This window comes from Verrucomicrobiota bacterium (genome assembly GCA_037139415.1).
GTDB lineage: Bacteria > Verrucomicrobiota > Verrucomicrobiia > Limisphaerales > Fontisphaeraceae > JBAXGN01.
Genome location: JBAXGN010000054.1, coordinates 1 through 26369 on the forward strand (window position 1 = coordinate 1; position 26369 = coordinate 26369).

General features: G+C 55.1%; 9 protein-coding genes. 6 read left to right on the plus strand and 3 right to left on the minus strand.

Annotated elements, in window-relative coordinates:
• Positions 1-418: 418 nt before the first annotated feature.
• Together WCO56_11375 and WCO56_11380 are read right to left on the minus strand one after the other, a co-directional pair.
• Entirely contained in the window at positions 419-973 is a 555-nt protein-coding gene (locus WCO56_11375; protein MEI7730165.1) for a histidine phosphatase family protein, read from the minus strand.
• A 95-nt stretch (positions 974-1068) separates the two neighbouring features.
• Entirely contained in the window at positions 1069-4518 is a 3450-nt protein-coding gene (locus WCO56_11380) for an NPCBM/NEW2 domain-containing protein (GenBank protein MEI7730166.1), read from the minus strand.
• A gap of 865 nt (positions 4519-5383) precedes the next feature.
• Between WCO56_11380 and WCO56_11385 the strand changes: the two genes are divergently transcribed.
• The 6 genes from WCO56_11385 (at position 5384) to WCO56_11410 (ending at position 22978) form a co-directional block, all read left to right on the plus strand.
• Positions 5384-12271: a filamentous hemagglutinin N-terminal domain-containing protein gene (locus WCO56_11385; GenBank protein ID MEI7730167.1), complete on the plus strand. Its 6888-nt coding sequence runs from the start codon at positions 5384-5386 to the stop codon at positions 12269-12271.
• A gap of 42 nt (positions 12272-12313) precedes the next feature.
• The gene (locus WCO56_11390) at positions 12314-14080 is read left to right on the plus strand and encodes a ShlB/FhaC/HecB family hemolysin secretion/activation protein (GenBank protein ID MEI7730168.1); all 1767 of its coding nucleotides are present in this window, start codon (positions 12314-12316) and stop codon (positions 14078-14080) included.
• Positions 14081-14230: 150 nt separating this feature from the next.
• Entirely contained in the window at positions 14231-15460 is a 1230-nt protein-coding gene (locus tag WCO56_11395; protein ID MEI7730169.1) for a hypothetical protein, read from the plus strand.
• Between the two features lie 25 nt (positions 15461-15485).
• Positions 15486-16301 carry a hypothetical protein gene (locus tag WCO56_11400; GenBank protein ID MEI7730170.1) on the plus strand — a complete coding sequence of 272 codons (816 nt, stop codon included), beginning with the start codon at positions 15486-15488 and terminating at the stop codon, positions 16299-16301.
• Between the two features lie 19 nt (positions 16302-16320).
• The gene (locus WCO56_11405) at positions 16321-19806 is read left to right on the plus strand and encodes a type VI secretion protein IcmF/TssM N-terminal domain-containing protein (protein ID MEI7730171.1); all 3486 of its coding nucleotides are present in this window, start codon (positions 16321-16323) and stop codon (positions 19804-19806) included.
• 22 nt (positions 19807-19828) lie between these two features.
• Positions 19829-22978, plus strand: a complete 3150-nt coding sequence (locus WCO56_11410) for a PEGA domain-containing protein (GenBank protein ID MEI7730172.1) — start codon at positions 19829-19831, stop codon at positions 22976-22978.
• On the opposite strand, the gene WCO56_11415 is transcribed toward WCO56_11410, so the two are convergent.
• Positions 22979-26365, minus strand: coding sequence for an SUMF1/EgtB/PvdO family nonheme iron enzyme (locus WCO56_11415; protein MEI7730173.1), 3387 nt, complete (start codon positions 26363-26365; stop codon positions 22979-22981).
• Between the last annotated feature and the right edge of the window lie 4 nt (positions 26366-26369).

The window sequence follows — 26369 nt, forward strand, 5'->3', positions numbered from 1 at the left end:
CTTATAGCTTATCTTATGCATGTTTTGAAAACGGCTTTTCCGGGACGGGCTCTATTTTAGCGGGACTGGCCCGCCGGTTTAATCGTCTGCTTGCATCAAGTGAACACGTGCTTACCACAATTTGAGTCCCGAAAACAACCAAATTTTAACGTGCGGTTTTGGGGGGCAGGGCTGCCTCAAGCTCGGTTTGGTTCAAGCTGGAAGCGGCGGTTCGGGTGTTCTCATGGCCGCGGAATTACCCGCAAGAAAGTGAAGCGATTAAGCCGATTCCCTCAGCCGGATAATGCAATCCTCTCCCCGAGGGAGAGGAAACAGGTGAGGGGGTACGGAACCACAGACCCTGCCCATCTTGTATTATTCGTAACGCACCAACGCGCTTGTGGCAACCGCTGTCCATCAACAGCGCAACCTTCGCCCGCTAATCCGCCAATTCCTGACGCTTGATTTTTAACGCGGCTTTGCCTTTCGCGAACGTGATAATATAGGCGCTTTCAAAATCCTCGCTGCGCCATTTGAGTGATTTATTTATCCCGAGGCTAACGGCCAGTTGGGGCAGGTAATCGTGGGTCCAGCAGATCACAATATTTTTCCCCTGCAACGATTTGTCGCGCAGGATGTCCGCCGCCAGCGACTCATATTCAGACGCGAGGTAAGGCGTCCGCAGGTGACACTGAAGCTGGTTGGCCAGCGGTTCGAGCGTTTCCACGCAACGAATACTGTGCCCGTTGCGAGTGGGCTGGGCGGCATACAGGGCCGTGGGGGTTCCATTGGTGCCCAGCGCGGCTCCCTGGCTCAGCCACTTGACCAGCTTGCGCGCCCGAACTCGGCCGGCCTCGGAAAGGTGTGCATCCTCTGAATTCTCCGGTTTTTCCGCGTGGCGAATGACGATGATCCGCGCAGGTTGCGCCGTGGCCATCAAGCTGCTGAGCAACAGCCCAAACAGCCACCAGCATTTCAAACGGTTTGCCAACATAGCATCATTCGTGCAATCGCCAGGCTGCGGGTTCACAGCCGGGTCACACAAATGTAACCCAAACTACATAAATGGCAATGTTTTGTGGGTGGCGGCTATTCCAGCGTGGCGCGCACAATCTCGCCTCGCAGTTGCGCTTCGCCGGGGGCCTGCTCAAACACACCGTAAAAGAGCGAGGCGCAATCGAGCCACAGCGCGATCCGGTGCAACTCTTCTTCGGAGAGCTTCACCGCATAATGACCTTTGTCTAGGAGTTCCAGCAGCTTCGAGGCGCGTGCGCCGAATTTTCCGGGCGTGGTACGGTACCCGTTGCCATAACTGGTGAAGCCGTATTTGATCAGGCTGTTATACGAGGCGTACCACTTGTTCTGAATGGGTTCTTTGGCCAGGTTCAACGTTTTCTTTTCCGCGTGGCAGGCCACGCAATTCCGATCCAGCACCGGTTGCACCAGGCGCGGGTAGCTGAACGGATTCGAGCCATCCACGTCGGGCTGTGGGCGCGATGGCGCGCGCCGCAACGCCAATGGCATTTCTGCGGGCGGGGTGAGCGCGCGCGACTTGTGTTCGTGGCAACCCATGCAAAGCAATTGCTCGCCCTCCCGCGCATACGTTGCCGAGCGCATGGACTGCACCGCCAGGCCGCGTTCATCAAGCGCCTGAAAAAACACCTCGCGATACGCCGGGACGGTGAAGCAGGCGCTGCCGTCCGCTTCCACGGGCACGGTTCCCAATACCCAGCGGGCCGGCACCACCGAATCCCCCGCTTCCGTGAGCCGTTTGCCGGTCTGGTGCGGCGGACTGCCGGACGGCACGGACATCGGCAGCAATTGGAAGACGCGCAACGCCTTGATTTTGGTGCTCTCGGGCCAGGCTTTGAGACTGTCATACACATTGATCACCGCCATCGTGGCTTCGCCCGGCGCGCCGGGGCTGATGGCTTTGCGAATCGGTTCATTGGCGGCCAGCGTGGAGACGGCAACCATGGGTTTGGGGGTGGGCCGCAGCGGAATGGGGCTCAGGCAGCCGATGTCTGGATCGCGATAAATGAGTTCTTTGTTGCCGAAGCTGTCCACCAGATAAATTCCGTAATCTCCGCCCCCATGCTTTTTGGCGGCGGTGCCGATCATCGTGTCATCATACACGCAAAGATAATAATCTTCGCTGAGTGGCCAGGGGGTGCCGTACACCTGTCGCCCGCCCTGGCTTTCCGGAAAACCGACATCCGGTGTGATCCGTTTCACCGGCCCCATGCCGTCATCATCCGCCACCCGCGGATCCACCATCACCAACGAGCCAAACGCCTGCCCGTGATGTGGCGCCGCTGTCGCTGTGAATTTTGAAGAGCCCGGAATCGCGCGGACGGAAAGCTCCATGTCCGGACGGCTTTGGCGCGGCGCGAAATTCCCGTGCAACCCGCGCGAGTCCGTGCCGTCCAGCCGGGTGATCCAGGGCGCGTGCGCCGTGCAACCATGTCGGTCCACATAATCCCAACGCGTATAAACGATGCGCCCGTCATGCGTGACGCTCGGGTTCCACTCGTTGCTTTCATGAAAACTCAGGCAGTTGATATCGCTGCCATCCGCCGCCATGTCGTACAAATTGTAAAGCGGGCATACCCGTCCGCACCGCAGGTACCCGCCGCGCCGCTCGCTGATGAACGCCACGCGTCCGTTCGGCAGCCAGCACGGGTCAAAGTCATTCCAGGTGCCGTCGGTGATCTGTTGCAAGTCGGTGCCGTTCAGATTGACTTTAAATATGTGATAGCACCGGCTTTCGTCCCAGTGGCCGCGCGTCGGATCCGTATGCGCACGGTGGGTCATTTCGCCCTGGCACTCGACATAGGCAAACAGAAGCTGGCGGGCGTCGTACGAAAGACTGGGCGAGAGGAAGGAGCCGCCCTCGGCGGGTCCGCCCGTCAGCGTGCCTGTCCCGTTATAGGCAAGGCGGGGTGGCACGACCGGTCCGCCAGCCAGTGTCTGTCCCTTCAATCGGCCATTGCCCACCGTCGCTGCCGCCAGCACATCCCGCACCTGTGGGTTGGCGCCAAACGCATTGCTTAAGACGTATAATCCGCCGCCCGGATTGGCGCAGATGCCGTAAAACTGGTCGCACATGTGTTCATAAATTGCCCGGTGCCGCTTGATAAACACCAATTGATCAAAATCCAGCAGCGGATTGGCAAACGCAAGCTCGCGCCGCAGCGCGCACGCGTCATCAAACAACGCGCGCCGGGCCGGCGTCGCCGTGATTGGCGTGGTGGCCGCCGCGTGTTGCAGCCGGGTCAGGTTGGCCTCAAAGGTTCGCAGCCGGGGCGTCGCGCTTCGCTTCTGCAGATCGGTCAGCAACGCCTGGGTGCGGCGCAGTACAATATCTGCGGGATCGCGGTCGCCCGTATGAATCAACGCCTCCGGCCGATAAGTCTCGGCTGCATATTTGTCAAATGTGGCGCGTTGGCCCAGGTCATGTTTTAACGTGGCAAACTGGCGGTCCAGTTCCGCCGCCTGGATCAACCGCTGGCGGAGCACCATCCAGCGCGGGTCCGCCTCCACCGCGTGGTCCATGGCGAGGGTGTCCAATTCCTTTTCCAGCGTCGCGTGTGCCCCCTCTGTATTGAGCGAATGCAGCAGCATGGCACATTCCCGATAGCGGCAGATTTGCGCAAAGAGTTCCAGCCAACGCGGGCTGCCGGGCGGTGTGCCGGTTTGGGTCAGCGTATCCAACTCCTTGCGATACGGTGGGTCACTCGGGCTGAGTTGTTTTAGCGCCGTGCGAATCAGGTCTTGCTCAAAAACGGCGGTTTCACGCCGCGCAACCCAAGTCTGGATGCCATCCGCCCGCACCGCCTCTTTCAGCCAACTTGATTGTACCGGGTACTCCCGTGCGAGGGTGTTCCAGAATTCAGGCGCTCGCGCTTCGTCGCCGAGTACGGTGAATTGCACCATGCCATCGGCCCGCTCCTTGTCCTCGCCGATGAATGTCTCAAACCGCTCATACTTGCCCTCCAGATCGTATTGCAATTCACTATTGGCGTGAACCCACAGACCGTAAGCAAAGGTTTGGTCACCAATCCGTAGTGGGTGTCCCTGCCAATTGGTATTCAACAACAGCTTGCCCCAACCGACCGTGATCCGGCTTGGTTTCAGGTCGGTCAATTTGGTTTCAGTGCCATCTTTGGCGATCAGCTTGGGTTCGCCCCAAATGTTACAGTTTGCCGGTGACTTATCGAGGGTGGTCAATAGCCGAAGCACTTTTTGGCCGGTGACATTAATGATTACCCGTTGCGCCGCGCTCTTGCCGGAAATGGGTCCGCTGTTGTATGGCTGGAATCCTGGCACACTAGGTTCGGTGCCTTTAGGGAATGAAGACAGGTGCTTGGCTCGCAGGGTGGCCATGCTGTCCGCCCAACTGGCCTTATGGGCGGACGAATCTTTAGCATCGTGGTGCGTCGTATCGGCAGCTTGATTGTTTAAAGTCAGGATGCCAATGAATATCAAGCCCGACAGAATGGCAACCCGGTGTCGCCGCCGGGGGTCGCTATTGTGCATATAAAAATTATCCATTATGGTTCATGTACATGCCAAACGTATTATCCTTGTCAACAATGAGTTGCCTGAAATATACCGCCATATCATTGACGACCCTGACATTGAGCCAAGCCATTACGTTTGTTTCGTTACGCTATTTTGACGTAAGTGTTGGCGCAAATCATCAATCCAAATTTGGAGAGTGAAATTTTACCACAAAACAAATCAACGTATTCCAAATATTGTTATAATTTTTTATGCAGGACCGGTATTTGTAATAAAATTTCAAAAACATAGCGGAATATGGGAATTCTTGAGGTCTTTTTACCTCATGTATGTTCAAATCATTTATTGTGCAATTAGCTATGGCTCTAATACCTTGCATTCAGTAATCATGTGTCCCTTGAGTCGGGGCTTCGAGGGGAAGTTTTCTCCCAGCTACAATACCCAAAGTTCAATGAGCCACGGGCAGCGTTGTTTCGTTTAAACGCCGAGTGACGATATTTTTCAGGCGGCCTTATGGTTGAAAATTCGGTGCGTTTCCGCAATGGCATTGGGGGTAACGCCCGCTCTGCGACCAACCGGGAATTTTAGCCATGTCCCACAACGCGTAATGTTAATTTAGGTTGACAATTAAACAGGCGATTCCCAGTCAAACCAGCGACGTACTCATGGGCCAAAACGGAATCTTGATAAAACGCCTGGCCGGCGGTCAATTTATTTTTATAAATTGCTATTGACAGATAACGGCTTATGGCTAGAGTACCGCAATAAATTTGGCGAGAGGTAGAGTAAATTAAACGAAGTTAGAGAGTGGAATAAACGAACGATTATGAAAAAACAAAGTCTGTTCTTATCGCTGGTGTCAATGAGTTTGATACCCTGTATGACAGTGGTTGGGGTGCCTAACACTTTACCTACAGGAGGTGTTATTAACATTGGGACTGGGACCATCCCAGCGCCAGTGGCCGGGGTTCTTACCATCACCCAAACCAGTACGCGCCTCACCATCAATTGGACCGACTTTAATATTGCTGCCGGCAACAAGGTCACGTTCGTGCAGCCCGCCGGCGGCGCAGTGCTCAATCGTGTGGTCGCAGCCAATCCTTCTTCAATCTACGGCACGCTGGAAGGCAACGCGTCGGTATATTTAATTAACCCCTACGGAATTCTGGTTGGTGCCAGCGGCCAGATTAATATCAACAACTTTGTTGCTTCCACCCACGATATCACGGATGCCGCTTGGGACACTGCACTGCAGAACGGCACCAAGCTGACGTTTGCCAGCAGTGCCACCACCACGATTGAAAACCGAGGGACCATCGCTGGCACGGGTGTTGGCAGCCAAGTGTACTTGATCGCCCGCCAAGTGGTAAACAAAGGGACCATTACTGCCGACCAAGTTGGCTTGGCTGCGGGGACCTCCATCGAGTTGGTGCCCTCTGGTGATGAACGTCTGACCGTCGTCGCTGGCGCTGTGACGGCCGGCACGGGCGTGGACAACACGGCAGCGGGTGTGATTGAAGCTGCCACGACTGAATTAAAGGCGGCGGGCGGGAATGCGTATGCGTTGGCCATCAATAACGGCGGCGCAATTCGCGCCACCAAATTTGGCGTCGTCAACGGCCGGGTATTTCTCCGGGCTACGGATACCACGTCGGGTCTGAATGGCGACATCACTCAGGATTCGGGTGCGACCTTGACCGCGAAAAACGGTGGGGATTCGGTGGATGCCACCATTACCGGCAAGATTGTCACGCTGACTGGGGACATCGATGCCGGTACCGCCGGTACGATTAGTTTGGACAATTCGGGGGCGGTGTCAGGAACTGGTGTTTTGTCGGCGGACACGTTGACGTTGAATGGGGCGGGTAATTTCGGGTCATCACCGTCGCGAATCAATACGGCGGTTAATACCATCAGCTATGCCAAGTCCGGCGGTTCAGCATACATATTGGATTCGGGTGCCGTCAATGTTCACGGCACCGGCACGGGCAATTTGGACCTTGCTGTAGCATCGGGTGTTATCACGGTGGACGCCGCCTTGGCCGCCAATAATCTTTTGCTTCGTCAGGCGGCGAATTTGAATGCCGATGTAACGACCACCGGAATTCAGTTTTATCAAGGTGCGGTGAACTTGGGCGGCAACCGAATCCTGACCGGTACCGATATCTCCTTCGTTAGTACCCTCACCGGCAACGGGCATAATCTAACCGTGAACAATTCCGGGCAGGCGGATTTTGCTGGCAAGGTGGACGGGGTTGGCGCCTTGGTGGTGAGTGGCAGCGCAAATGCGGATGAAACCATTGGTAGTATCACGCCGCTGGGCTCGGTTGCGTTCAATGGTGGCATTACCTTGGCCAAAGGTGTTGTTAGGACGACCGGCGATCAGACTATAAATGGTGTGACATTGGGTGCCAACACTACTTTCACGGGAGCAAACATCACGTTGAGAAATGTCACTGGTGGAAATAAGAACCTCACGGTGAATGGCAGCGGAGTTACCACGTTTAATGGGACGCTTACCGGTGTGAACGGTTTGGTGACGGATGCGGCCGGCTCCACCGTGGTGAATGGCTCGCTTAATGCCGGCTCGGTGGCCATCCATGACGCAGCCACCATGAACGTGAGTGCTTCTCCGGCGGTGACGACCACTGGTAATCAAACCTATGATGGCGGATTAACGCTGTCGCAAAATACTGTCCTGACTGGCGTGGATGTGCTGGTGACTACTGTAACGGGTGGCGGCAAAAACCTGACGGTGAATGCCTCGGGTGCCACGACCATCAATGGCGCAGTGAGCGGAGTGAATGCGTTGACAACGGATGCGGCTGGCACGGTGGCGGTGAACAGCACGATCAGCGCCGGTTCGGTGACGCTGAATGATGCCGCGACGCTGAATGGTGGTGCGGTGACGACCACGGCTGGCCAGACCTATAATGGCACGGTAACTTTGGCGCAGAACACCACGTTGTCCGGTGCCAACGTGACGTTGAACACGATTACTGGTGCTGGTAAGAATTTGACGGTGAATGCCTCGGGTGCCACGACGTTCAATGGCGTGGTTAGCGGCGTGAATGCGTTGACGACGGATGCCGCGGGGAGCACAGTGATTAATGGTGGTGCGGTGACCACCACGGGTGCGCAGACGTACAATGACGCCGTGACGTTGGGGGCCAATACGGTGGTGGCGAGCACGGGCAGTGGAAATATCAATTTTGCCAGTACGGTGAACGCGGATGCCGCCGCGAACAACCGGACGCTGACGGTAAACACGGCGGGCGCGACGACCTTTGGCGGGACGGTGGGCGGCAGTCAGGCGCTTGCGAGTTTGACGACGGATGCGGCGGGGACGGTAAGTGTGAAGGACGTAACCGTGGGTACCCTGACACTGAATGATACGGCGGCCACTTTGAATGGCACGATTACGACCACGGCGGATCAAACCTATGCCAATCCGGTGACCCTGGCAGGTGCGACGGTGCTGGTGGGGCCGAATGTAACGATTAACGGCACGGTAACCGGTGGGAATAACAATTTGACGGTGAACGCCTCGGGTGCAACAACAATCAATGGCGCAGTGAGCGGAGTGAATGCGTTGACGACGGATGCCGCCGGGACTGTGGTGGTGAACAATACGATCAGTGCCGGTTCGGTGACGCTGAATGATGCGGCGACGCTGAATGTGGCGAGTCCGTCCACAGTGATCACGACGACCGGTGACCAGACCTACAATGGCACGGTAACTTTGGCGCAGGACACCACGTTGTCTGGTGCCAACGTGACGTTGAATAACACGCTCGCTGGTGGCAGCAAGAACTTGACGGTGAATGCCTCTGGCACCACGACGTTCAATGGCGCGGTTAGCGGCGTGAATGCGTTGACGACGGATGCTGCGGGGAGCACGGTGATTAATGGTGGTGCGGTGACCACCACGGGTGCGCAGACGTACAATGACGCCGTGACGTTGGGGGCCAATACGGTGGTGGCGAGCACGGGCAGTGGAAATATCAATTTTGCCAGTACGGTGAACGCGGATGCCGCCGCGAACAACCGGACGCTGACGGTAAACACGGCGGGCGCGACGACCTTTGGCGGGACGGTGGGCGGCAGTCAGGCGCTTGCGAGTTTGACGACGGATGCGGCGGGGACGGTAAGTGTGAAGGACGTAACCGTGGGTACCCTGACACTGAATGATACGGCGGCCACTTTGAATGGCACGATTACGACCACGGCGGATCAAACCTATGCCAATCCGGTGACCCTGGCAGGTGCGACGGTGCTGGTGGGGCCGAATGTAACGATTAACGGCACGGTAACCGGTGGGAATAACAATTTGACGGTGAACGCCTCGGGTGCAACAACAATCAATGGCGCAGTGAGCGGAGTGAATGCGTTGACGACGGACGCCGCCGGGACTGTGGTGGTGAACAATACGATCAGCGCGGGATCGGTGACGCTGAATGATACGACGACCTTGAATGGTGGCGCGGTGACGACCACGGCTGACCAGACCTACAATGGCGCCGTGACTTTGGCGCAAGACACGACCCTCACCGGAGTGAATGTGACGCTGAACAACACCGTGGCTGGTGCTGGCAAGAACCTGTTCGTGAACGCCAGCGGTGCCACAACTGTGAACGGTGCGGTGAGTGGCTTGAACGCGCTGATAACGGATGCGCCCGGAACGGTGGTGCTGAACAATACGGTCAGTGCCGGTTTAGTGGCGCTGTATGATTCAACGACGTTGAATGTGAGTGGCACAGCGATTACCACGGTTGGGGATCAATACTTGTATGGCGCGGTGACGCTGGCGCAGGATACGACGTTGGTCGGAGCCAATGTGAGCTTCAACAACACCGTGGCTGGCGCTGGCAAGAACCTGACGGTGAACGCCAGTGGTGCGACAACGTTTGGCGGCGTGGTGAGTGGCGTGGGCGCGTTGACGACGGACGCGGCGGGCACCGTGGCACTGAATGCGGCTGTGAGCGCCGGTTCGGTGGCGTTGAATGATGCAACCACGTTGAACGGTGGCACAGTGACGACCACGGCTGACCAGCACTACAATGGCGCGGTGACGTTGGCACAAGACACGACTCTCAACGGAGTGAATGTGACGCTGAACAACACGGTGGCTGGCGCTGGCAAGAACCTGACGGTGAACGCGAGTGGCGCGACGACGCTGAATGGCGCGGTGAGCGGCGTGAATGCCCTGACGACGGATACCGCCGGAACCACGGTGGTGAATAATAGCCTTGCAGCCAACTCGGTGACCTTGCATGACGCGGTCACGTTAAACAACGGCGGCGTGACCACTACCGGTAATCAGACGTTTGATGGCAGTTTGACGCTGGCCCAGAATACGACGCTGACGGGCGTGGATGTGCTGGTCAAGAATGTGACGGGTGGCGGCAACAACCTGACCTTGAATTCCTCGGGAGTGGCGACGGTGGACGGAGCAACAGGCGTGAATACGCTGGTGTCTGATGCTGCTGGCACCGTGGTGGTAAAGGGGCCGGTGACGGTGGGCACCCTGACACTGAATGATACGGCGGCCACGCTGAGTGGCACGATTACGACCACGGCGGATCAAACCTACGCCAATCCGGTGACCTTGGCTGGCGCGACCGTACTAGTGGGGCCGAATGTAACGTTAAACGGCACGGTGACCGGTGGTAATAACGATTTGACGGTGAACGCGAGCGGCGCAACGACGGTCAATGGCGCAGTGAGCGGTGTGAATGCCCTGACGACGGATGCCGCCGGAACCACGGTGGTGAATAATACAATCAGCGCTGGCTCAGTGACCCTACATGACGCGGTCACCATGAACGTGAGTTCTTCTCCGGCGGTGACGACTACCGGCAATCAAACCTATGATGGCGGGTTAACATTGTCGCAAAATACGGCCCTGACTGGCGTGGATGTATCGGTGAAGAATGTGACGGGTGGCGGCAACAACCTGACCTTGAATTCCTCGGGAGTGGCGACGGTGGACGGAGCAACAGGCGTGAATACGCTGGTGTCTGATGCTGCTGGCACCGTGGTGGTAAAGGGGCCGGTGACGGTGGGCACCCTGACACTGAATGATACGGCGGCCACGCTGAGTGGCACGATCACGACCTCGGCGGGCCAAACCTATGCCAATCCGGTGACCCTGGCTGGCGCGACCGTACTGGTGGGACCGAATGTGACGTTGAACGGCACGGTGACCGGTGGTAATAACAATTTGACGGTGAACTCGGCAGGCGCAACGACGCTGAATGGTGCGGTGAGCGGCGTAAATGCCCTGACGACGGATGCGGCTGGCACGGTGGTGGTGAATAATACCATCAGTGCTTCCTCAGTCGCGTTAAATGATGCAGCGACCTTGAACGGTGGCACGGTGACCACGACTGGTAATCAGACGTACAATGGCGCAGTGACCTTGGGGTCAGACACGACACTGAATGGAGCAAATGTGTCCTTGAACAGCACAGTCACTGGCGGCAACAGGAGTTTGACGGTGAACGCAGCAGGCGCGACGACGTTTGGCGGCGCGGTGAGTGGGGTAAATACGCTGACGACGGACGCAGCGGGGACCGTGGCATTGAATGCGTCGGTGAGCGCTGCAACGGTGGTTTTGAATGACGCGGCAACTCTAAATGGTTCTACGGTGACGACGACCGGGAATCAGACCTATAATGGCGCGGTGACTTTGGCGCAAGACACGACCCTGACCGGAGTCAATGTGACGGTGAACAACACCGTCACTGGTGGCAACAAGAACTTGACAGTGAACGCGAGTGGCGCGACGACGTTTGGCGGCGTGGTTAGTGGCGTGAATGCACTAACGACGGATGCGGCGGGCACCGTAACACTGGATGCGTCGGTGAGCGCTGGCTCGGTGGACTTGAAAGATGCGGCGACCTTGAACGGTTCAACCGTGACGACGACCGGGAATCAGTTGTACGAAGGCACCGTGGCTTTGGCGAAGGATACGACCCTGACCGGAGCCAATGTGACTTTGAAAAAGGCAGTGACTGGCGGGAGCAAGAACTTGACGGTTAACGCAAGTGGCGCAACGACATTTGATGGTACGGTGACTGGAGTGAACGCACTGACGACGGATGCTCCCGGAACTGTGGTGGTAAATAACAACATCAGCGCAACCTCAGTGACATTGAAGGACGATGCGACTTTAAATGTCAGTGGCACAGCGATTACCACCACTGGTAATCAGGACTATCAAGGCAAGGTGGATTTGTCGCAGAATACCACGCTGACTGGAGCCAATGTGAAGTTTGAAAAAGGTGTTGTTGGTCCGGCAAGTGTGTTGACGGTGAATGCGAATACGACGTTCGTGGGCGACAGCACGGCAGTGTACAGTTTGTCGGCGTTAAGGATAAAAGGAAAGGCGAATTTTGGTGTTACATCTTCAGATCCTGGAACGGTGACGATAACCACGATTGGGGATCAAAATTACGATGGTGGTATCCAGGCAAATGTCACCGCTTATTTAATTGGGCGCATACATTACCAAGGCTCAATTACCGCAGCGTCTGGGCCTCCGCCGGCGTTTGTATATGACAATGGCGTGAGCGTTGGGGCGGTTGGCTTGCAGGATATTCTGGTCGCCATTTTGCCGAATGTGAAACTTCCCACGTTTGAAGGGGCGAAGGTTGAATCCACTGAGTCAGCGGGAGCCCGGCCCGCCGGGGTTTCAACCCGGAGTTCCGAAATTGACCAGGAAGGCAAATACAAAAAGAAAAAGCAAGTGGCCTCGACTCGTTAATCCACCAACCATAATTCACTAATTATACTCGCTATGAAAAATATGAAACTGACGATTACGATTCTGCTGTTGGGCAGCATGGCGGCATGGAGTCAACAGCGCAAACCAGACGCGACCAAGCCACCGGAGCGCAAACCTGTCGCCGCAACCGCACCCGCAGCGGAAACGGTTAAAGGCGATGCGACCAAGTTGGTGGCGGAAAAGCCACTGAAGTCCATCGTGATTGTCGCGTCGCCGGCCAAGGTGGTTACGGCCGGGCGCAAGGACTTGAAGCCAGGGGTTACGGTCGAGGGACCTGATTTCCTGAAATATCAGTGGGATTTTGTCAAGGCCTTGAAACCTTATTTGGGCAAGCCGCTGAGCGAACAATCGCTGTACGCAATGCAGCGCGACATTATTTTGTATTGTCGCGCCAAAGACCACCCTGTGGTGGATGTGTTTCTAGCGGTGCAAGAAATTGAGGATAGTATTCAGATTGCCGTGATTGAAGGTAAAGTTGGCGCGGTGATTGTCAATAACGAGGGTAAAAAATGGTTCAGCGATAAATTCATCAAGAACAATAATCATTTGAAGCCAGGCAGTTCGATCAGCGAGCGGCGGTTATTGAATGATCTGGCTTGGATGAACCGTAATCCCATGTTTCGCGAAGTGACGGCCAGTTACAAGCAGAGTTCCATTGGGGAAGGCAGCACCGACCTGATTTTCAATGTCAATGATCGGTTCCCGTTGCGCCCCTATGTCGGTTATGAGGATTCCCTCAGCGAAATTCTCGGACGCCACTCGCTGTTTGGCGGATTTAATTATGGCAACCTGTTTGGGTTGGATCATCAACTGAACTATCAGTACACCAGCGGGTTCGATTTGGATCGTTACAAATCCCATTATGGCAGTTATATCCTGCCGCTGCCGTGGCGTCATACCATCACCTTGTATGGTGTCCATACTGAATTTCAACCGGATTTGACCACGCTTGGTAATTATATCGCGCACGTCAACGGCTGGTTTTATCAAGTGGGTGGCCGTTATACCTTGCCCTTGTTTGATATCGGCAAATATAATCACCAATTGTCGGCGGGTTACGATTATAAGAAGTTTAATAACGATGCTGATTTTGGTGGCACCGGAATGTTTAATTCCATGGCCACGGTTCGGGAGTTTGTCGGCGGCTACTCGGGTGCCTTAAACGATTCACTCGGCGAGTTGACCTTCAACGGCAATGTATATTACAGCCCATGGCACGATCAGAAGATGCAGGAATCCTATACCCTCATCCGCAACGGTTCTCAGTTACAATTCTTCTTGGTTCGCGCCGAAGGCAAACGGGTGATAAAATTACCGCTGACCACCGACTGGCGTAATAACAGTTCCGCCAAATGTTGGACCGTGGTGGCCAAGGGCTCTTACCAATACAGCCCCAATGTGTTGGTGCCCAGTGAGCAGTTTGGGATTGGTGGTTTTGGCACGGTGCGCGGGTATAATGAGCGTATTGCCAACGGGGATCGTGGTTATAGCGTCAGCGCGGAGTTGCGGACGCCATTCATCCAGTTGTCAAAGGACCGTTCCACTCCGGTGGCCACGCAATTGTATGGTTTTTACGATCGTGGCGCCATTACCGTAAACGGTGATTTAACGAACCCCCATGCCGATCTTGCCTCGGTGGGCGGCGGAATAAACCTGCAGGTGACGACCCATTTCCAAGTGCGGGCGGAATACGGCTGGCAATTGGTCCGCGACAGTGTGATCCTTACAGCGCCTGGTGCTGACCAAAAGCGTTCGCGGGCGCATATCTCTGCCGTATTGAGTTTTTAGGCATAATACCATTTAATTGTTGCAATTTTATGGCCCGTTCAGGCAACTGCGAAGTTCTGAACGGGCCTTTTGTTTGCCCGCGAAAGTACGGATGACGATACCGAACGATAATCGGCCACAGCAACTGGCGCATCGCATCAAATCATTACTATGGCAGCTAAAGTAGAAGTCCGGTGGGCGTTTAAATTCGCCATTCAAATCGAGGAACTGCGCAAGCGCAGCGCAGCCTACTCGCGCAATGTTCAAGATACCATCCAGCAAGAAGCGTTGGCCGAAGCGCTGAAGGAAATTCCCGCCGACCAACACTCGGCCTACTGTAGCGCGCTGAAGGAGGAGATGCCGGATTTTCCCTTTGACACTGCAAAGCCAAAGCCGGTTTTGCCCGGCGATGACGCACCAGTTATTTCCGTTGCGTCCATTTTGGAAATGATCGGGGCCTTGTCTCAGGAGGAGAAACAGCAGTTGGTCAACGAGCTTGAAGTCATGCGCCAACCGCCTGACGGAGCGGATGGCTCGCCGCTTGAGCGTCTGATTCAGGAAGCGGGCAGCCTTACCGTGGAGGAACGCAAGCATTATAGCGAACAGTTAGCGGCGGCTGGTTTCATTATTCACCAAGAGCGCCCATCCGAACCACCTTTGGAGGCCTTGATCAAGCTGGTTCCCACCTTTACCAAACAGCAAAACGAAGCCGTTGCTAAACGCCTTGCCAATGCCGGGTTGGCGCTGGAAAAGCCGACGGGAAAGCCGACGGATGGCCGGATCATTCAACCGACCAGCAGTGTGCAGTGGCCGGCGAGTTTAACCAACCTGTCTGGCATCACCGCCGGGGATTGGGTGATGGCAAACCGGGCGGTGGAAATGCTGGCAATTTTGCTCGAACAAGTCATTCGATACGAGATGATCTGGAACATCTGGGCTCAAATGAACCCGGATGGCATCCAGGAAGAGCACCGTGAACTCTCGGAATTGGCGCTAGGTTTTTTGAAAGACAATAATTCGACGTGGACTCCACAGGATATTCGGCAATGCGTCGAGCGGACTACCTCACTGGGCACGGCCATGATTGTGGCGGTGGGTGGGACTGCGCCACAATATTTGGAAAAAGTATGTGACCCACTCAACCCGGAAATTATCCAGGCCAAGGCCTTTGACACTAAGAAGATGTTGGAAAGCTTGGACGCGGCAAGTTGGTTGATTTTTAAGGACCATGCGCAGACCAAGTTGAATGTGCCAGCGATGGTTACGGAGATGAATGCCATTTGGGCAGAAGGGGTCAAAGCGTTGATGCGACAGGCCCCCGGCAGCCGGGCGAGTCCGCCGGCGGAAAACACCGATGACCATTCTGGTGAAGCACCGCTGGTGATGGGGGCGGATGAATAACGATTGTAAATACAAATAATACTGTATGACCTTACTCGAATTAACCGAGCCCATCTTTCAGTATGTCTGCCAGCTGAACCGGGTGGCGCGCGCGGCAAATCAAATGTGCAGCGTGGCCGAGACCAGCGTTCGCTCTAAGGCCAACGTGATGGATTTTGACAGCACACGCCGCAAGGTGAATACCCTCTTGGACGTGTTCTTGCGCACGAGTCGCACCGATTCCCGGTTGATTCCCCTGGCGCGCAAGGCCGAGACGCTATTGGTCTTATTTATTGATGATATCATCGCCCAGAGCAAGCTTGGATTCGTCGCCAAGTGGCGGGATAATTGGCTGGCGCAAGAGCGCAACAAGTTGTCGTCCGAAGAACCGAAATCGCCCGGAGAAAAGAAATCCCCCGACGCGCAGAAAGCGGCTGGCGATCAGAAATTTATTGAATTGCTCGAAAGCACCATCCGGGCGGTGGATGATGGGGATAAAGACATGCTGGAGTTGTTGCCGGTTTTTTATATCTGCATTGGCTTGGGCTACACCGGGAGCAAGCCGAACAATCCGGACTATTGGCACAAATGCATGGAGGACCTTGCTTCGTACATCACGCCCATGATTGCCACTAATTCTGCGGGAAACATGGCGCACAACCGCATCACCCCCAAGGCGTATGATCATACGGATACTGCGATTCTTTCCGAAGCCCCCAGCACCATTGTCAAGCTGATCGGCGTGCTGTTTGTCTGCTTCGCTCTGGCGGTGGGCGGTTTCTATGTGAGTATGTACCGTGGCGCGTCCAAGGCGTTGCAACAATCGTTGCTGGAAATCAAAAACGTCGGCACGCAGAAATAAATCCCAAAAGTAATTTATTATGGAAAAAAGTGCATTTTGGCAGGCGTGGGGCCGCTGGGTGATTATCAGCGTGGTGACCTTGCTGCTGTTGGGAGTCGGCATTGCCTATTTTTCGGGCCAATGGAAATTTTTGCTGATGCTGCTGTTGCTGGTAACGCTGGGGCTGGGGCTGGGTTTTTTCTGGATCGGGATGGTCCGGGCATCGCAGAGCAGCCGGTTTTTGAACAAGGTGGTATCCAGTTTGTCGGGCAGCGTGAGCATGGATGGATTGTCGAGGGAAGAGATTGCCAACTTGGGCCGGGTGAAAGATGCTTTTTTGGATGGGATTAAAGAATACAAGACATGTGGTAAGAATTTATATGAGGTGCCGTGGTATGTGGTTGTTGGTGAGACTGGCTCGGGTAAAACCGAAGCCATCCGGCATAGTGCCGTTGGTTTTCCGGCGCGGCTGCAAGATAAGTTACAAGGGACGGGTGGCACGTACAACATGCACTGGTGGTTCACAAACCAAGCGGTGTTGCTCGACACCGCCGGCCGCCTGATGTTTGAAGATGCCAAAGGGGCCAAGGTCACGGAGTGGCAGGAGTTTCTGCGTTTGATCAAGGAATTCCGTCCCCGTTGTCCCATCAACGGGCTGTTGCTGGTGATCCCATCCACCAGCTTGATCAAAGACTCCAGCAAAGAGGTCGAGCAAAAATCCGCGATTATTGCCCGGCAACTATATGTGTTGCAGGAGGCGTTGGGTGTGCGGTTTCCGGTCTTCATTTTGGTGACCAAATGCGACCTCATTACGGGATTTCGTGAATTTTTTGACAGTATGTCAAATTTCCAATCACTCAAACAAATCGTTGGCTGGTCCAATCCCGATCCGCTGGACAAACCTTTTCAGACCGAGTTGGTGGATCAGTACTTGACGGATATCACCAGCGAGGTGAGGAAATGGTGCATGGGGATTCTGCAAGACCCGGTGCCGGTGGCCACTGACAACCGCCGGGTGGATGAAGTGGACGTGCTCTATAGTTTCCCGGCTAGTATGGCCCAGTTGTCCACTACGTTGCGAGTGTATCTGGATAACATTTTTACCCAGGATGCCTTTGGTCTGCCGCCGTTGTTTTTGCGTGGCATTTATTTTACTTCCGCGATGCGCCCCCAAGGCTGGGCACCGGACAAGGAATTGCTGGCCGCGTTGGGCTTTGAGGTGGGTGAGACCAAGCCGGTGCCGAAACCGTGTTTCCTCCAGGATTTATTCCTCAAGAAAATCTTCCAGGAAAAAGGCCTGATCGTCGAGAACAGCATTAAAAGCCCCAAAAAATCGCGTCGTTCATGGAAAATGGCCATGTTTACCGCCGGTTTTGCCGCGCTGGCAGTGTTATCAGTAGCGGCTTGGTTGAGTGTGGGCAGTTTACGCGACAGCATCAAACGGCATAGCGATTATTGGAGTGCGGCCACCAGGCTGGGGTGGGAAGGCAATGTCCTCAAAGCCGGTTTATTTACCCCGCTGGATCGAGGGAATTATGACCTTATTCCAATGACCAACATCGAGGTGGGCGGGGTCGTCATGCCGGTCGGGGAGTATCACACGGGGTTGGTTGCCATCGCGCAGCGAAAATTGGATCGCAATTGGATGTTCCCCGGCTTGGTGGATGAATACAACCAGAACAGCTTCAGCGCCCAGCGCGTGGTGTTTGAGGCCAGTGTGATCAGGCCGCTGTTGGGTGCCGCCCGCCGCAAAATGAGCCGGCCCGCAAGTCCGGATGCGTCCGCTACCAACCTTGGCCCGGCGTTGATGGCGTTGATCCAGCTCGAAGCAGACGTTCAAAAAAGGCAGCGCCACCCAGGAATGAACGGCCTGACTTGGGGCCAAGCGGAGCAGTTTATCAGCCCCCTCTACCAATTTGCCGCCCCGGATCCGGCGATGGCCGACTCGGCCACGCTCACTAATTTGGTTGCCGCCATGGTCTGGACCTACGGTTCAAATAAACAGGTCCAGGTCGAGTGGCCACCCAAAGAGCTGGCGGAAATTTCATCCCCTTCCAAGTCATTGGCCGATCATCCCGCAATCAACGCCGGGTTGGATCTTTTTTTCCGGAGCCTCGATCATCGGGCGCAAGCTGATGACGGCAAACGCCGGCAACTCGACGAACGCCTGAGCCAGCTTAAGGCGCTCGAAACTTGCTACCAAAATTATCTCGAACTGGAGAAGAAACTGTTTGAAGCCGCCCAAGCCGGGGTGGACGTGGACCCCCGATACGACACGCTCAAACAGGCTAAAGTCGAGATGAATAAGCGGTATGAGGACCTTACCAGGGCGGGGGGGCTGGGTGGCGAAAACGGGGGCGCCTTGGGAGTGCTGACGGATGAAATGACCCTCCTGGATAGGGTGGCAAACACTGCCGCGCTTGAATATTCGGATTGCAAACTGTTCGGCGATATTCGCCAACGGCTCGCGGAGGCGCAGCAGGAGTCCTTGCGAAAAGCCAAACTGGATGAAAAAGCGCTGGCCGAGAAAATGCGGCTCGAGAAATTTTTAATGGAATGGAAAACCAACGAAAAGTACATCAAAGTCCGGCTGGAGCTTTACGATGATGCCAAACGCTCCAGCGCGAGCATTCCGTCCATGTCGGACAAGCCGGGACGAAAAGGACGGCCATTGGCGGATGCGCTCCAGACCTTGGCTGCACCGATTGACCAACGAATCGGGGAATACTCCGGGCCACTAAAAACCGAAGCAGGGATAATTGCCGGTTACTATGCCAAGCTCACCGCCACCGGGTGCCGACGCGCGTACTTTGATAATTATCTTAAAAAAATGCGCGAATACCTCGCGGCGCGGGAAGCCTTTCCGTTGTTCAAAGATGCCACGGCTAATTTGGATTATTCAACCCCGGCGGATTTAAACGATAAACTCAAGGAACTGGAAGATACGCTCGGCCTATACCAGCTCGATTTTCAAAACAGCGAGGTGGAATCGCAAGCCGTAATGGCCGGCGGCGGAGAATGGAACAAGGGGAAGGCATTGGTGGAATCCGTGTTAAAGGTCACCCGGGCCCTCTCCGGCTCCGGGCAGGGGCTGCCGGCGGTCACCGTTACTCTTTTGGGCTGGGACAAATCCGTTGAACGCCAGAAATGGCGTGAACATTGGCGGGGCGCTCAGTTTTCAACCCAGACTCGTAAATACCGGGGCATAATCCTCGGTTCCACCACCTCGCTCAACCTTGATGCGCCACTGGTTTTGGATGACATGTTGGTGGTCGTGGTGGCGGAGAATGAAAATGATGATAGTAATTCCCTGCAAAAACGATTTTTTATGGATGATCGCTGGGCCATGTTGCGACTCTATTTGGGTAAAAAGCCGTTCCCGGCGGAGCGCGGGTTGGACCGCCGGGGTTTCACGGTTCGCTTGGTGATGGATTTGCCCGACTATAACAAAAGTGAGTTGCCTTTGGAAATCCGCTTTGATCGCGAATTACCCAGGCCCGATGAATGGCCGTCGAAATTAGAGTAATTTGGTGTTGGCAAGGTGTACTATGAGCGCGTTTTACGATAAATTTTTGCAGGCTGCTGCCTCCGAAACGGAGCGGCGCCCCAAAGTTTTTTTAGCCGCGTTTGGTAAACATCCCGGCTGGAATGACCACATGGACAACGTCGGTTTGGATACCGGCACGCTTTCCATCGCGAAATCCCTCATGTACGTCGAGGGGATCGGCAAGCAGATTGATTCGGGGGATTGGACCAAGCTGGAGGATGGCAAACGGCTGTCACAATTCGGGCATCTCTTTCTTTGGCGACGGGCGGGCCAATTCATGTTGGGCCGTATGTGGCCGTCCTCCGATGGCATTGGTCGCGCGGCCTATCCCATGATTGTTTGCGCTCAGTGCCAGGGTGTGCCCCTGCGAAAAGCGCTGCTGCGGATGGTGCCCAAGCTCGAGGAAATCGAAACCGCCTGCCAGCAGGTCAAGACCGCCCAGGAAGTGCGCAGCATCATTGCCAAATATCGCGAGGAATTGAATCAAATCGCGGTGGCGCCGGATGCCCCGGTGGACGCTGGCGAGGTCCCGGATGTCCGGCCCAAGCCGACGCCTGCCTTGTTGGATAAAGAAAGCGAAGGCTGGTTACGGGTATTGTACCAGCTCAGCGAGCATTTTGGCCCGTACGCGCTGGGGAGTTTTTCTGCGCAAACCAGCCCGGACGGCCTGCGTCCCCAACAAATTCGTTTGCCCGCCCAGTCCGCCTCGCCGTTTCAGGCGCTGTTGTTTTGGGAACAATTTTTATCCACCCAACTGTCACCGGAGGTACCGCTCCTGCTCGTGTTGCCATTGGGCCAGAACTGGGTGGATGCCATCGTGGGTGAGCCCCGGGTCGATTCCTGGTATTGTCTGCGCGTGAACACCAAAGTCACTCCAGTGGCCAGCGATGTGCCCTATGAGTTGACGGCGGAATTTGTGGAGCGGGCACGTCGGTGTATCGCCGCATTCCAGGTTGGGCAGCCGACGGAGTCGCTGGCGTTTAAACCCGTTGAAGCGCAGTCGCCGGAAGGAATGGCGGGAATCTACGATAAACTTTCCGTGCTGCGAGGTGGGTGGTTCAAGCGGTGGTACGTGTGGGTGGGGATTGGCGTTGCGGTGCTGGGGCTGTTGGGCGTGTTATTGATGGCTTTGCTGGGCAGGGGTGGAACGGGCACTCTCTCCGTGACCAGTTCTCCGGTGGCGGTGGAAATCGTAGATCATACCGGACGCAGTTTGGGTACTGTGCCGGAGGATGGGCGGAGCCCATTAACATTATCCTTGGCGGCTGGAAAAAGGACGTTGATCGCCAAAGCTCCCGGATTTGGAGATCAAACGAACCAGTTTTTAATTCAAAACGAGCAGGTGGTTCCGTGGAAGGTGGTCTTCCCTTCCGGTACGGTAAACCTGATCAGCGACCCACCCGGAGCCGAGGTTAAGATGGGCACCCGTAGCCTGGGGGTTACTCCGCTGAACGATCTACCGGTGCCGGTGGGATCGGTTGAATTTCGACTGGCAGCGCGTGGATATTGTCCAACCAATGTTCAGGTTGTCGTAACCAAAGACGGCTATAAGACTGTCAAGCTACAATTGGAACAACTAAAAGGCACGGTGTTGTTTTCCAATGCGTTCGCCAAACTGCAATATTTGGACGAAAACGGAAATGCTTTGGGGGGGCCTGTGAATCCGGGAAAAATGCTTGTCCTGCCGTATCCGCCGGGAACGTATAAGTTCAAGGCCAAGTTGTTGGAAGAAGTGATTCGCGATGATACGAATGACATTATTTCGGAAAGCACGGTAACGGTTAAAGCGGAAGCGCAGGTTCTGGCCGACTTTCGCTGCGACTGTGGGCATTTGTTGATCACGATGATACCTCCCAACGCCAAGTTGGAAATCAACAAGCAGGAGGTCAGCCTATCGGTTGGCAAGTACTTGTTCCAAAAGGCAGGTTTTAAGGCAACGTATGTGGTCACGGCGGAGGGATATACCCCATTGATAACCAATTACGTGGCGCAACCAGGACTCAATCAACTTGCCCTGCAATTGGAGAAAGACCAGCATTTGCGGGTGAAACTGGATAGCTTTCCGCCCGGAGCCGAAATCGTATCCGATCCGAAAAGGGAGCAGGGAATACCGATCACCCAAATTACCAACCGTAATCAGCTCCCGCCCCAACCCAGAGTATATCTCCGCCAGTATGATCTGAGTGATCCGAAAGAGACACGTGGCACCAATGTGGCGGGCGTGGTGGAAATAAGTTATGAATTCAGTTGTGGGCTGGCGGAACTGAGCAGTTCTCCGCCGGGCGCAGTGGTTTATTATGGCAATAAAAAAATTGAAACCCCAACGCGATGGTGGTTCAAGCCCGGGCCTTTGGAATTGACGATGGTGTTAGGGGGTAAAACGAACGTTGTTAGCGCGTATATCGTTCCCGATAAATCCACGAACATCACGGGTAACTTTATCACCAATGTGGCAGCGATGCCCACTGGCACCCCTGCTATGACAGTCGGTTTCAAGAAAGCAGGGACGTTTACGAACTCGATCGGCATGGTTCTAACCTGGATACCCAATCTGCCAGGGACCAAGGGAGCTTATGTTGGAAGATTCGAGGTTTCACAGAATGAATTCTCCAAGGTGACCAAGCGGGAGCCCAGCGAGTTTAACCAAGCCAAATTGACTAATCTGTGGAGCCCGGATCTGCCGGTGGATTCCGTGAGTGTCAAGGAAGCACAGGAATTTTGCCGCCAGCTTACCGCCCAAGAGCATCAACTCAAGCGGTTGCCAGAGAATGCGGAATATACGCTGCCTACCTTGAAGCAATGGCAAATTTTTGCGGATGAACCCTTCTATTGGGACAAGGAGAATGGCTTGGGGAGATTGCAGAGGGATAACGCGATTCGTGACATTGACGGCCAGCCGATGGATCACTCCAAGGCCAATGACAATAGTTATGGGCTGGCGTTCACCATGGGCAATCTCAAGGAATGGTGCAAAAGCGAAGCGGCATCCGGGCCAACATGGCATTTGGCAGGCGGCTGTTATACCAATGTCATGGATGTCTTCAGTGCTAAAAAAGTTGTGAGCGGCATTTTGAACGATTCTGCGAACATCGTAGCTCCCGAGACCAAGTCAACCGTTGGTGGATTTCGTTGTATCCTGATTGAAAAATGATTATTTTGGAGTAATGTTTTTGGTCGGCAGCAGCAGAACCCGAAGGCCAACTACGTTCGTGGCGACCGAGGTGCTCTCATACGACAATTCGAGAAAGGGGCTCGCGGGCGCGGCTTCATAACTGCAGCCGATTGCATAAGGCTGTCCGTCAACACAGTCCCATCGCCATTCGGAGACATTTCCGAGCACATCATATAAACCAAAACTATTTTCGCCTTTGCTGCCCACGGGTGAATATTGGGTCACCGGAGTTGCGCTCGTATTGCATACCACCAAATCCAATCGCACCGATGCTTTAGAGGGAAAATTGGGCCAAAGGTCACCCATAAATGCCCGCCACTGGTTAAACGTCGGCAAAGCATAGGACCAATCATCCGGAATCACCCCCGCCGTCCGATCCAAGGCGGTCAGGGCTTCACAAAATGCTTTGGCATCCGTCCAACTCACATTGCTGACCGGATAATCCCCGCGATCCTTCCATTTGCTTGGATTTTTGCCAGTGACTTTTTGATATTGTGCCTGGGTCACTTCACTCTGCCCGACATAAAAACCGGTTTCAGCATGGGCTGGTATGTATTTGTTTCCGGGCCAGTTTGCGCCACCGGGACCATTGGGAATCCAGCCCAGCCGGATGTCGGCGCTGTTTTGCCAGGATTTGAGCAGCTTGCTTTCGGAAAAAGCAGGCGCGGTCAAAACGTATGGCGGCTTATCCCAGCGACAACTCACACTGCTTGCGACACCATTGCGTTCAAATTTGTAGGTGAGGTTGACCGCGATGGGTTGGATGATTTCTGGCTGGGGCAAACTCAATTTATTGGTGCCGTTCAGCCAGAGCGAGACGCCGGATTGAGTGCTTTGCACGGCCACCTTCGCATACTGGAATTTGAAGGTCAGCTCATTGGTGCCCGACGATTTTACGTCGTAGGTCTGTTGCGCCTCCGGGAGTTCGTACTGCGGATGCTGGAACCGTAGCGCTCGGCGTCCCCAGCGCAGCTTGGCCAACTGTTTTACCGGCACCCATGCATTTTTCTCATCATCATAGACCTGACCGTTTGGTGGATCCGTCTCGATTGCTACCAGCACCTTGCGTTCAACCAGTTTGGGCAGCGTGATCGTTTGAGTCTGGCCCATGACGGCGGCGAATTGGTTGGTGATTCGCTCATAGCCATCCTGGCTGATTATCACGGGGAAAGAATTGCTGTCACCCACCACCAGCAAGGCCGTGCCATTGGTCACAACCCCATCGTTCAACTCCAATTGGATATTGGGCGATCCTGGTTCAAGCTTAATTTTGCCATGAAGGAATTTGATATTCCATGCGGCCGTTTCACCGGCTCGGCTGACCAGCGTCGTGGTTTGTTTTTTTGGTTTGGCCCCGGCGTACCAGCCTTGGTACTCTGCCTCCAGGGTTAGCGAACCCGCATTCCGTTGAAAGTTGGTCGGTGACCCACTCGCCAGGTAATACTGTGTGCCCTTGCCGTCATCAATGGTGACCGGGAAAAGATCACTGGAAAATTGCAGGAAACCAGCCATGGCCTTTAAACTGGCGCTCAAGTTTACCGTGCCGTTGTGCGGCAGGTTGGTGGTGATGGTTGTGGGATGATACCCATCCAATTTGTAATTGAGGTTTAGCAACCGATCCGATGGCCATGGCACATCCTTGATGGGCGTGGCACCCAACAAAAGGTCGCCAGCCATGGTCACTTCCGCACGCGGCGGCAAGCTGTCGATGTTGAGCGAGACAAACGGCAGATCTACTCGCAGCTTATCGCTGCTGCCGATGACGTAGTTCGTACTCCATTTGTCCCACTGTGCCCGGCCGTGCCGCAGCGAAACCTCGATGAGTACTTTCATCCCTTTTTTTTCCGCCGGGAAAGTCACCTCGGCAATGCCTCTGGTTGCCACTAAATCGTTCGTTAATACCACCTCACCCATTTTGATCTGGTAATCGAGTTGTTGCCAGTTCCCAGCCGTTTCCTTCGTGGGCTTGGGATACAACATCAGCGCAAGGTCGATGGGCTCGCCGGGGCCTGTGGTGGTCGTCACTCGATTCGTTAACTGAATATTCAGGGTATTGTTGGTGTCCGACACGATGTACGATAGGATATCTTTTGAACTATATGAATTCGTGTCTTGGGGATTCTTTTCCACACTCAGATCAACCGCTGTATTCGGTTTTAAATAACCGCTGCGAAAGACCCCATTCGCGGCCGCATTCTTTTTTAAAATAGTGCCTCGCGGATCGGTCATGGTAATGAGGGCGTCGGTTGGGATGACCTTAACCAGTAATTCCACACAGGCGAAACTTATCTCCCAATGACTGGTTTCCCCGGCTTTAACGGTGAAACCGTTGGTGAGAATGGAACCCAACCCTGGGTACTCCGGGTACTCCGCCTGTAAACTATATGTGCCATTGGTGAGCGCGATACTGGTAACCTTGCCCTTCTTCTCGCCGTTCACGGAAATATTCGCTCCCTCAGGTTTGGTAACGATGTTCACCACCCCATTTTTTGGCGACAATGGAGGCCGCAGGAACACTGCGGCAATTCCTGCAAGGAACGCCACACTAACGATTCCTTTGACGATCGCTCCCACTGGCAGTGGGGTTAGCGATTGCACTTTCTTCCAGAGTTGTTCGAGGCCGAACGTGCGACTATCCAACTTGGGATCCAGCAGCGTGGCGCACAGTGTGGCCCATGCGTCGGCATTTTTGCCACAGACTTCCCCCCACGCCGCTTGCTTGCGAATTTCGGGGAATAGCGCGGTCGCCTGCTCCTCGGTCAGCGGCTTGCGCAGCACCAGGGAAAGCATGAGCCGCCCCAAGGCCTGTAAATCCTTGCGCTCCAGTGTCTGCGCATCCTTGGCCCCGCCAGGTGCGGGATCGCTCACCAACACGCGCGCCTTGGCCAGTCGGTAATTGCTAACCAAAATGTTTTCCGGCTTCAGGTTGCCGTGCGAACGGTTGCACGACCGCTTCAGGTCCAACGCGCCACGGGTGGCCCCACGGATCAGGCGAATAAACGCCCGCTCGGTGAGCCGGAAGTTGGCGTTAAGGATCTTGGCCGCCGAGAGGGGATAGAATTTGGTAACGTACCAGTTCTCGCAGCCATCTTCGGACGATTCGCTGATGCGGGCGACGTGGCTGGAAGATTTTCCGGCGTGTTTCTGGACTTCAATGCGTTTGCGGCACTCCAACGCGAACGCCTCATCCGAATAGGTCAGCGTTGCTTCATCCTGCGCGTCAAAATAGGAAGGCTTGCGGAGGCGGTATTGTTTGAGCGTCAGCGTGGCCTTGCCTTTCGAGCCCGCTGGACGCACGCGTGCCACCAGGGAATGCTCATCCCTCCATAATTTGGTTACGGTCTCGAAGTTTTGGCTGGCCCGCATAATG

What these genes read in the sequence shown, in the direction of transcription:
- WCO56_11405 (MEI7730171.1), top strand. Translation starts at nt 16,321, where the DNA reads ATGGAAAAAAGTGCATTTTGGCAGGCGTGGGGCCGCTGGGTGATTATC.
- WCO56_11410 (MEI7730172.1), top strand. Translation starts at nt 19,829, where the DNA reads ATGAGCGCGTTTTACGATAAATTTTTGCAGGCTGCTGCCTCCGAAACG.
- WCO56_11400 (MEI7730170.1), top strand. Translation starts at nt 15,486, where the DNA reads ATGACCTTACTCGAATTAACCGAGCCCATCTTTCAGTATGTCTGCCAG.
- WCO56_11385 (MEI7730167.1), top strand. Translation starts at nt 5,384, where the DNA reads ATGACAGTGGTTGGGGTGCCTAACACTTTACCTACAGGAGGTGTTATT.
- WCO56_11390 (MEI7730168.1), top strand. Translation starts at nt 12,314, where the DNA reads ATGAAACTGACGATTACGATTCTGCTGTTGGGCAGCATGGCGGCATGG.
- WCO56_11415 (MEI7730173.1), bottom strand. Translation starts at nt 26,365, where the DNA reads ATGCGGGCCAGCCAAAACTTCGAGACCGTAACCAAATTATGGAGGGAT.
- WCO56_11375 (MEI7730165.1), bottom strand. Translation starts at nt 973, where the DNA reads ATGTTGGCAAACCGTTTGAAATGCTGGTGGCTGTTTGGGCTGTTGCTC.
- WCO56_11380 (MEI7730166.1), bottom strand. Translation starts at nt 4,518, where the DNA reads ATGCACAATAGCGACCCCCGGCGGCGACACCGGGTTGCCATTCTGTCG.
- WCO56_11395 (MEI7730169.1), top strand. Translation starts at nt 14,231, where the DNA reads ATGGCAGCTAAAGTAGAAGTCCGGTGGGCGTTTAAATTCGCCATTCAA.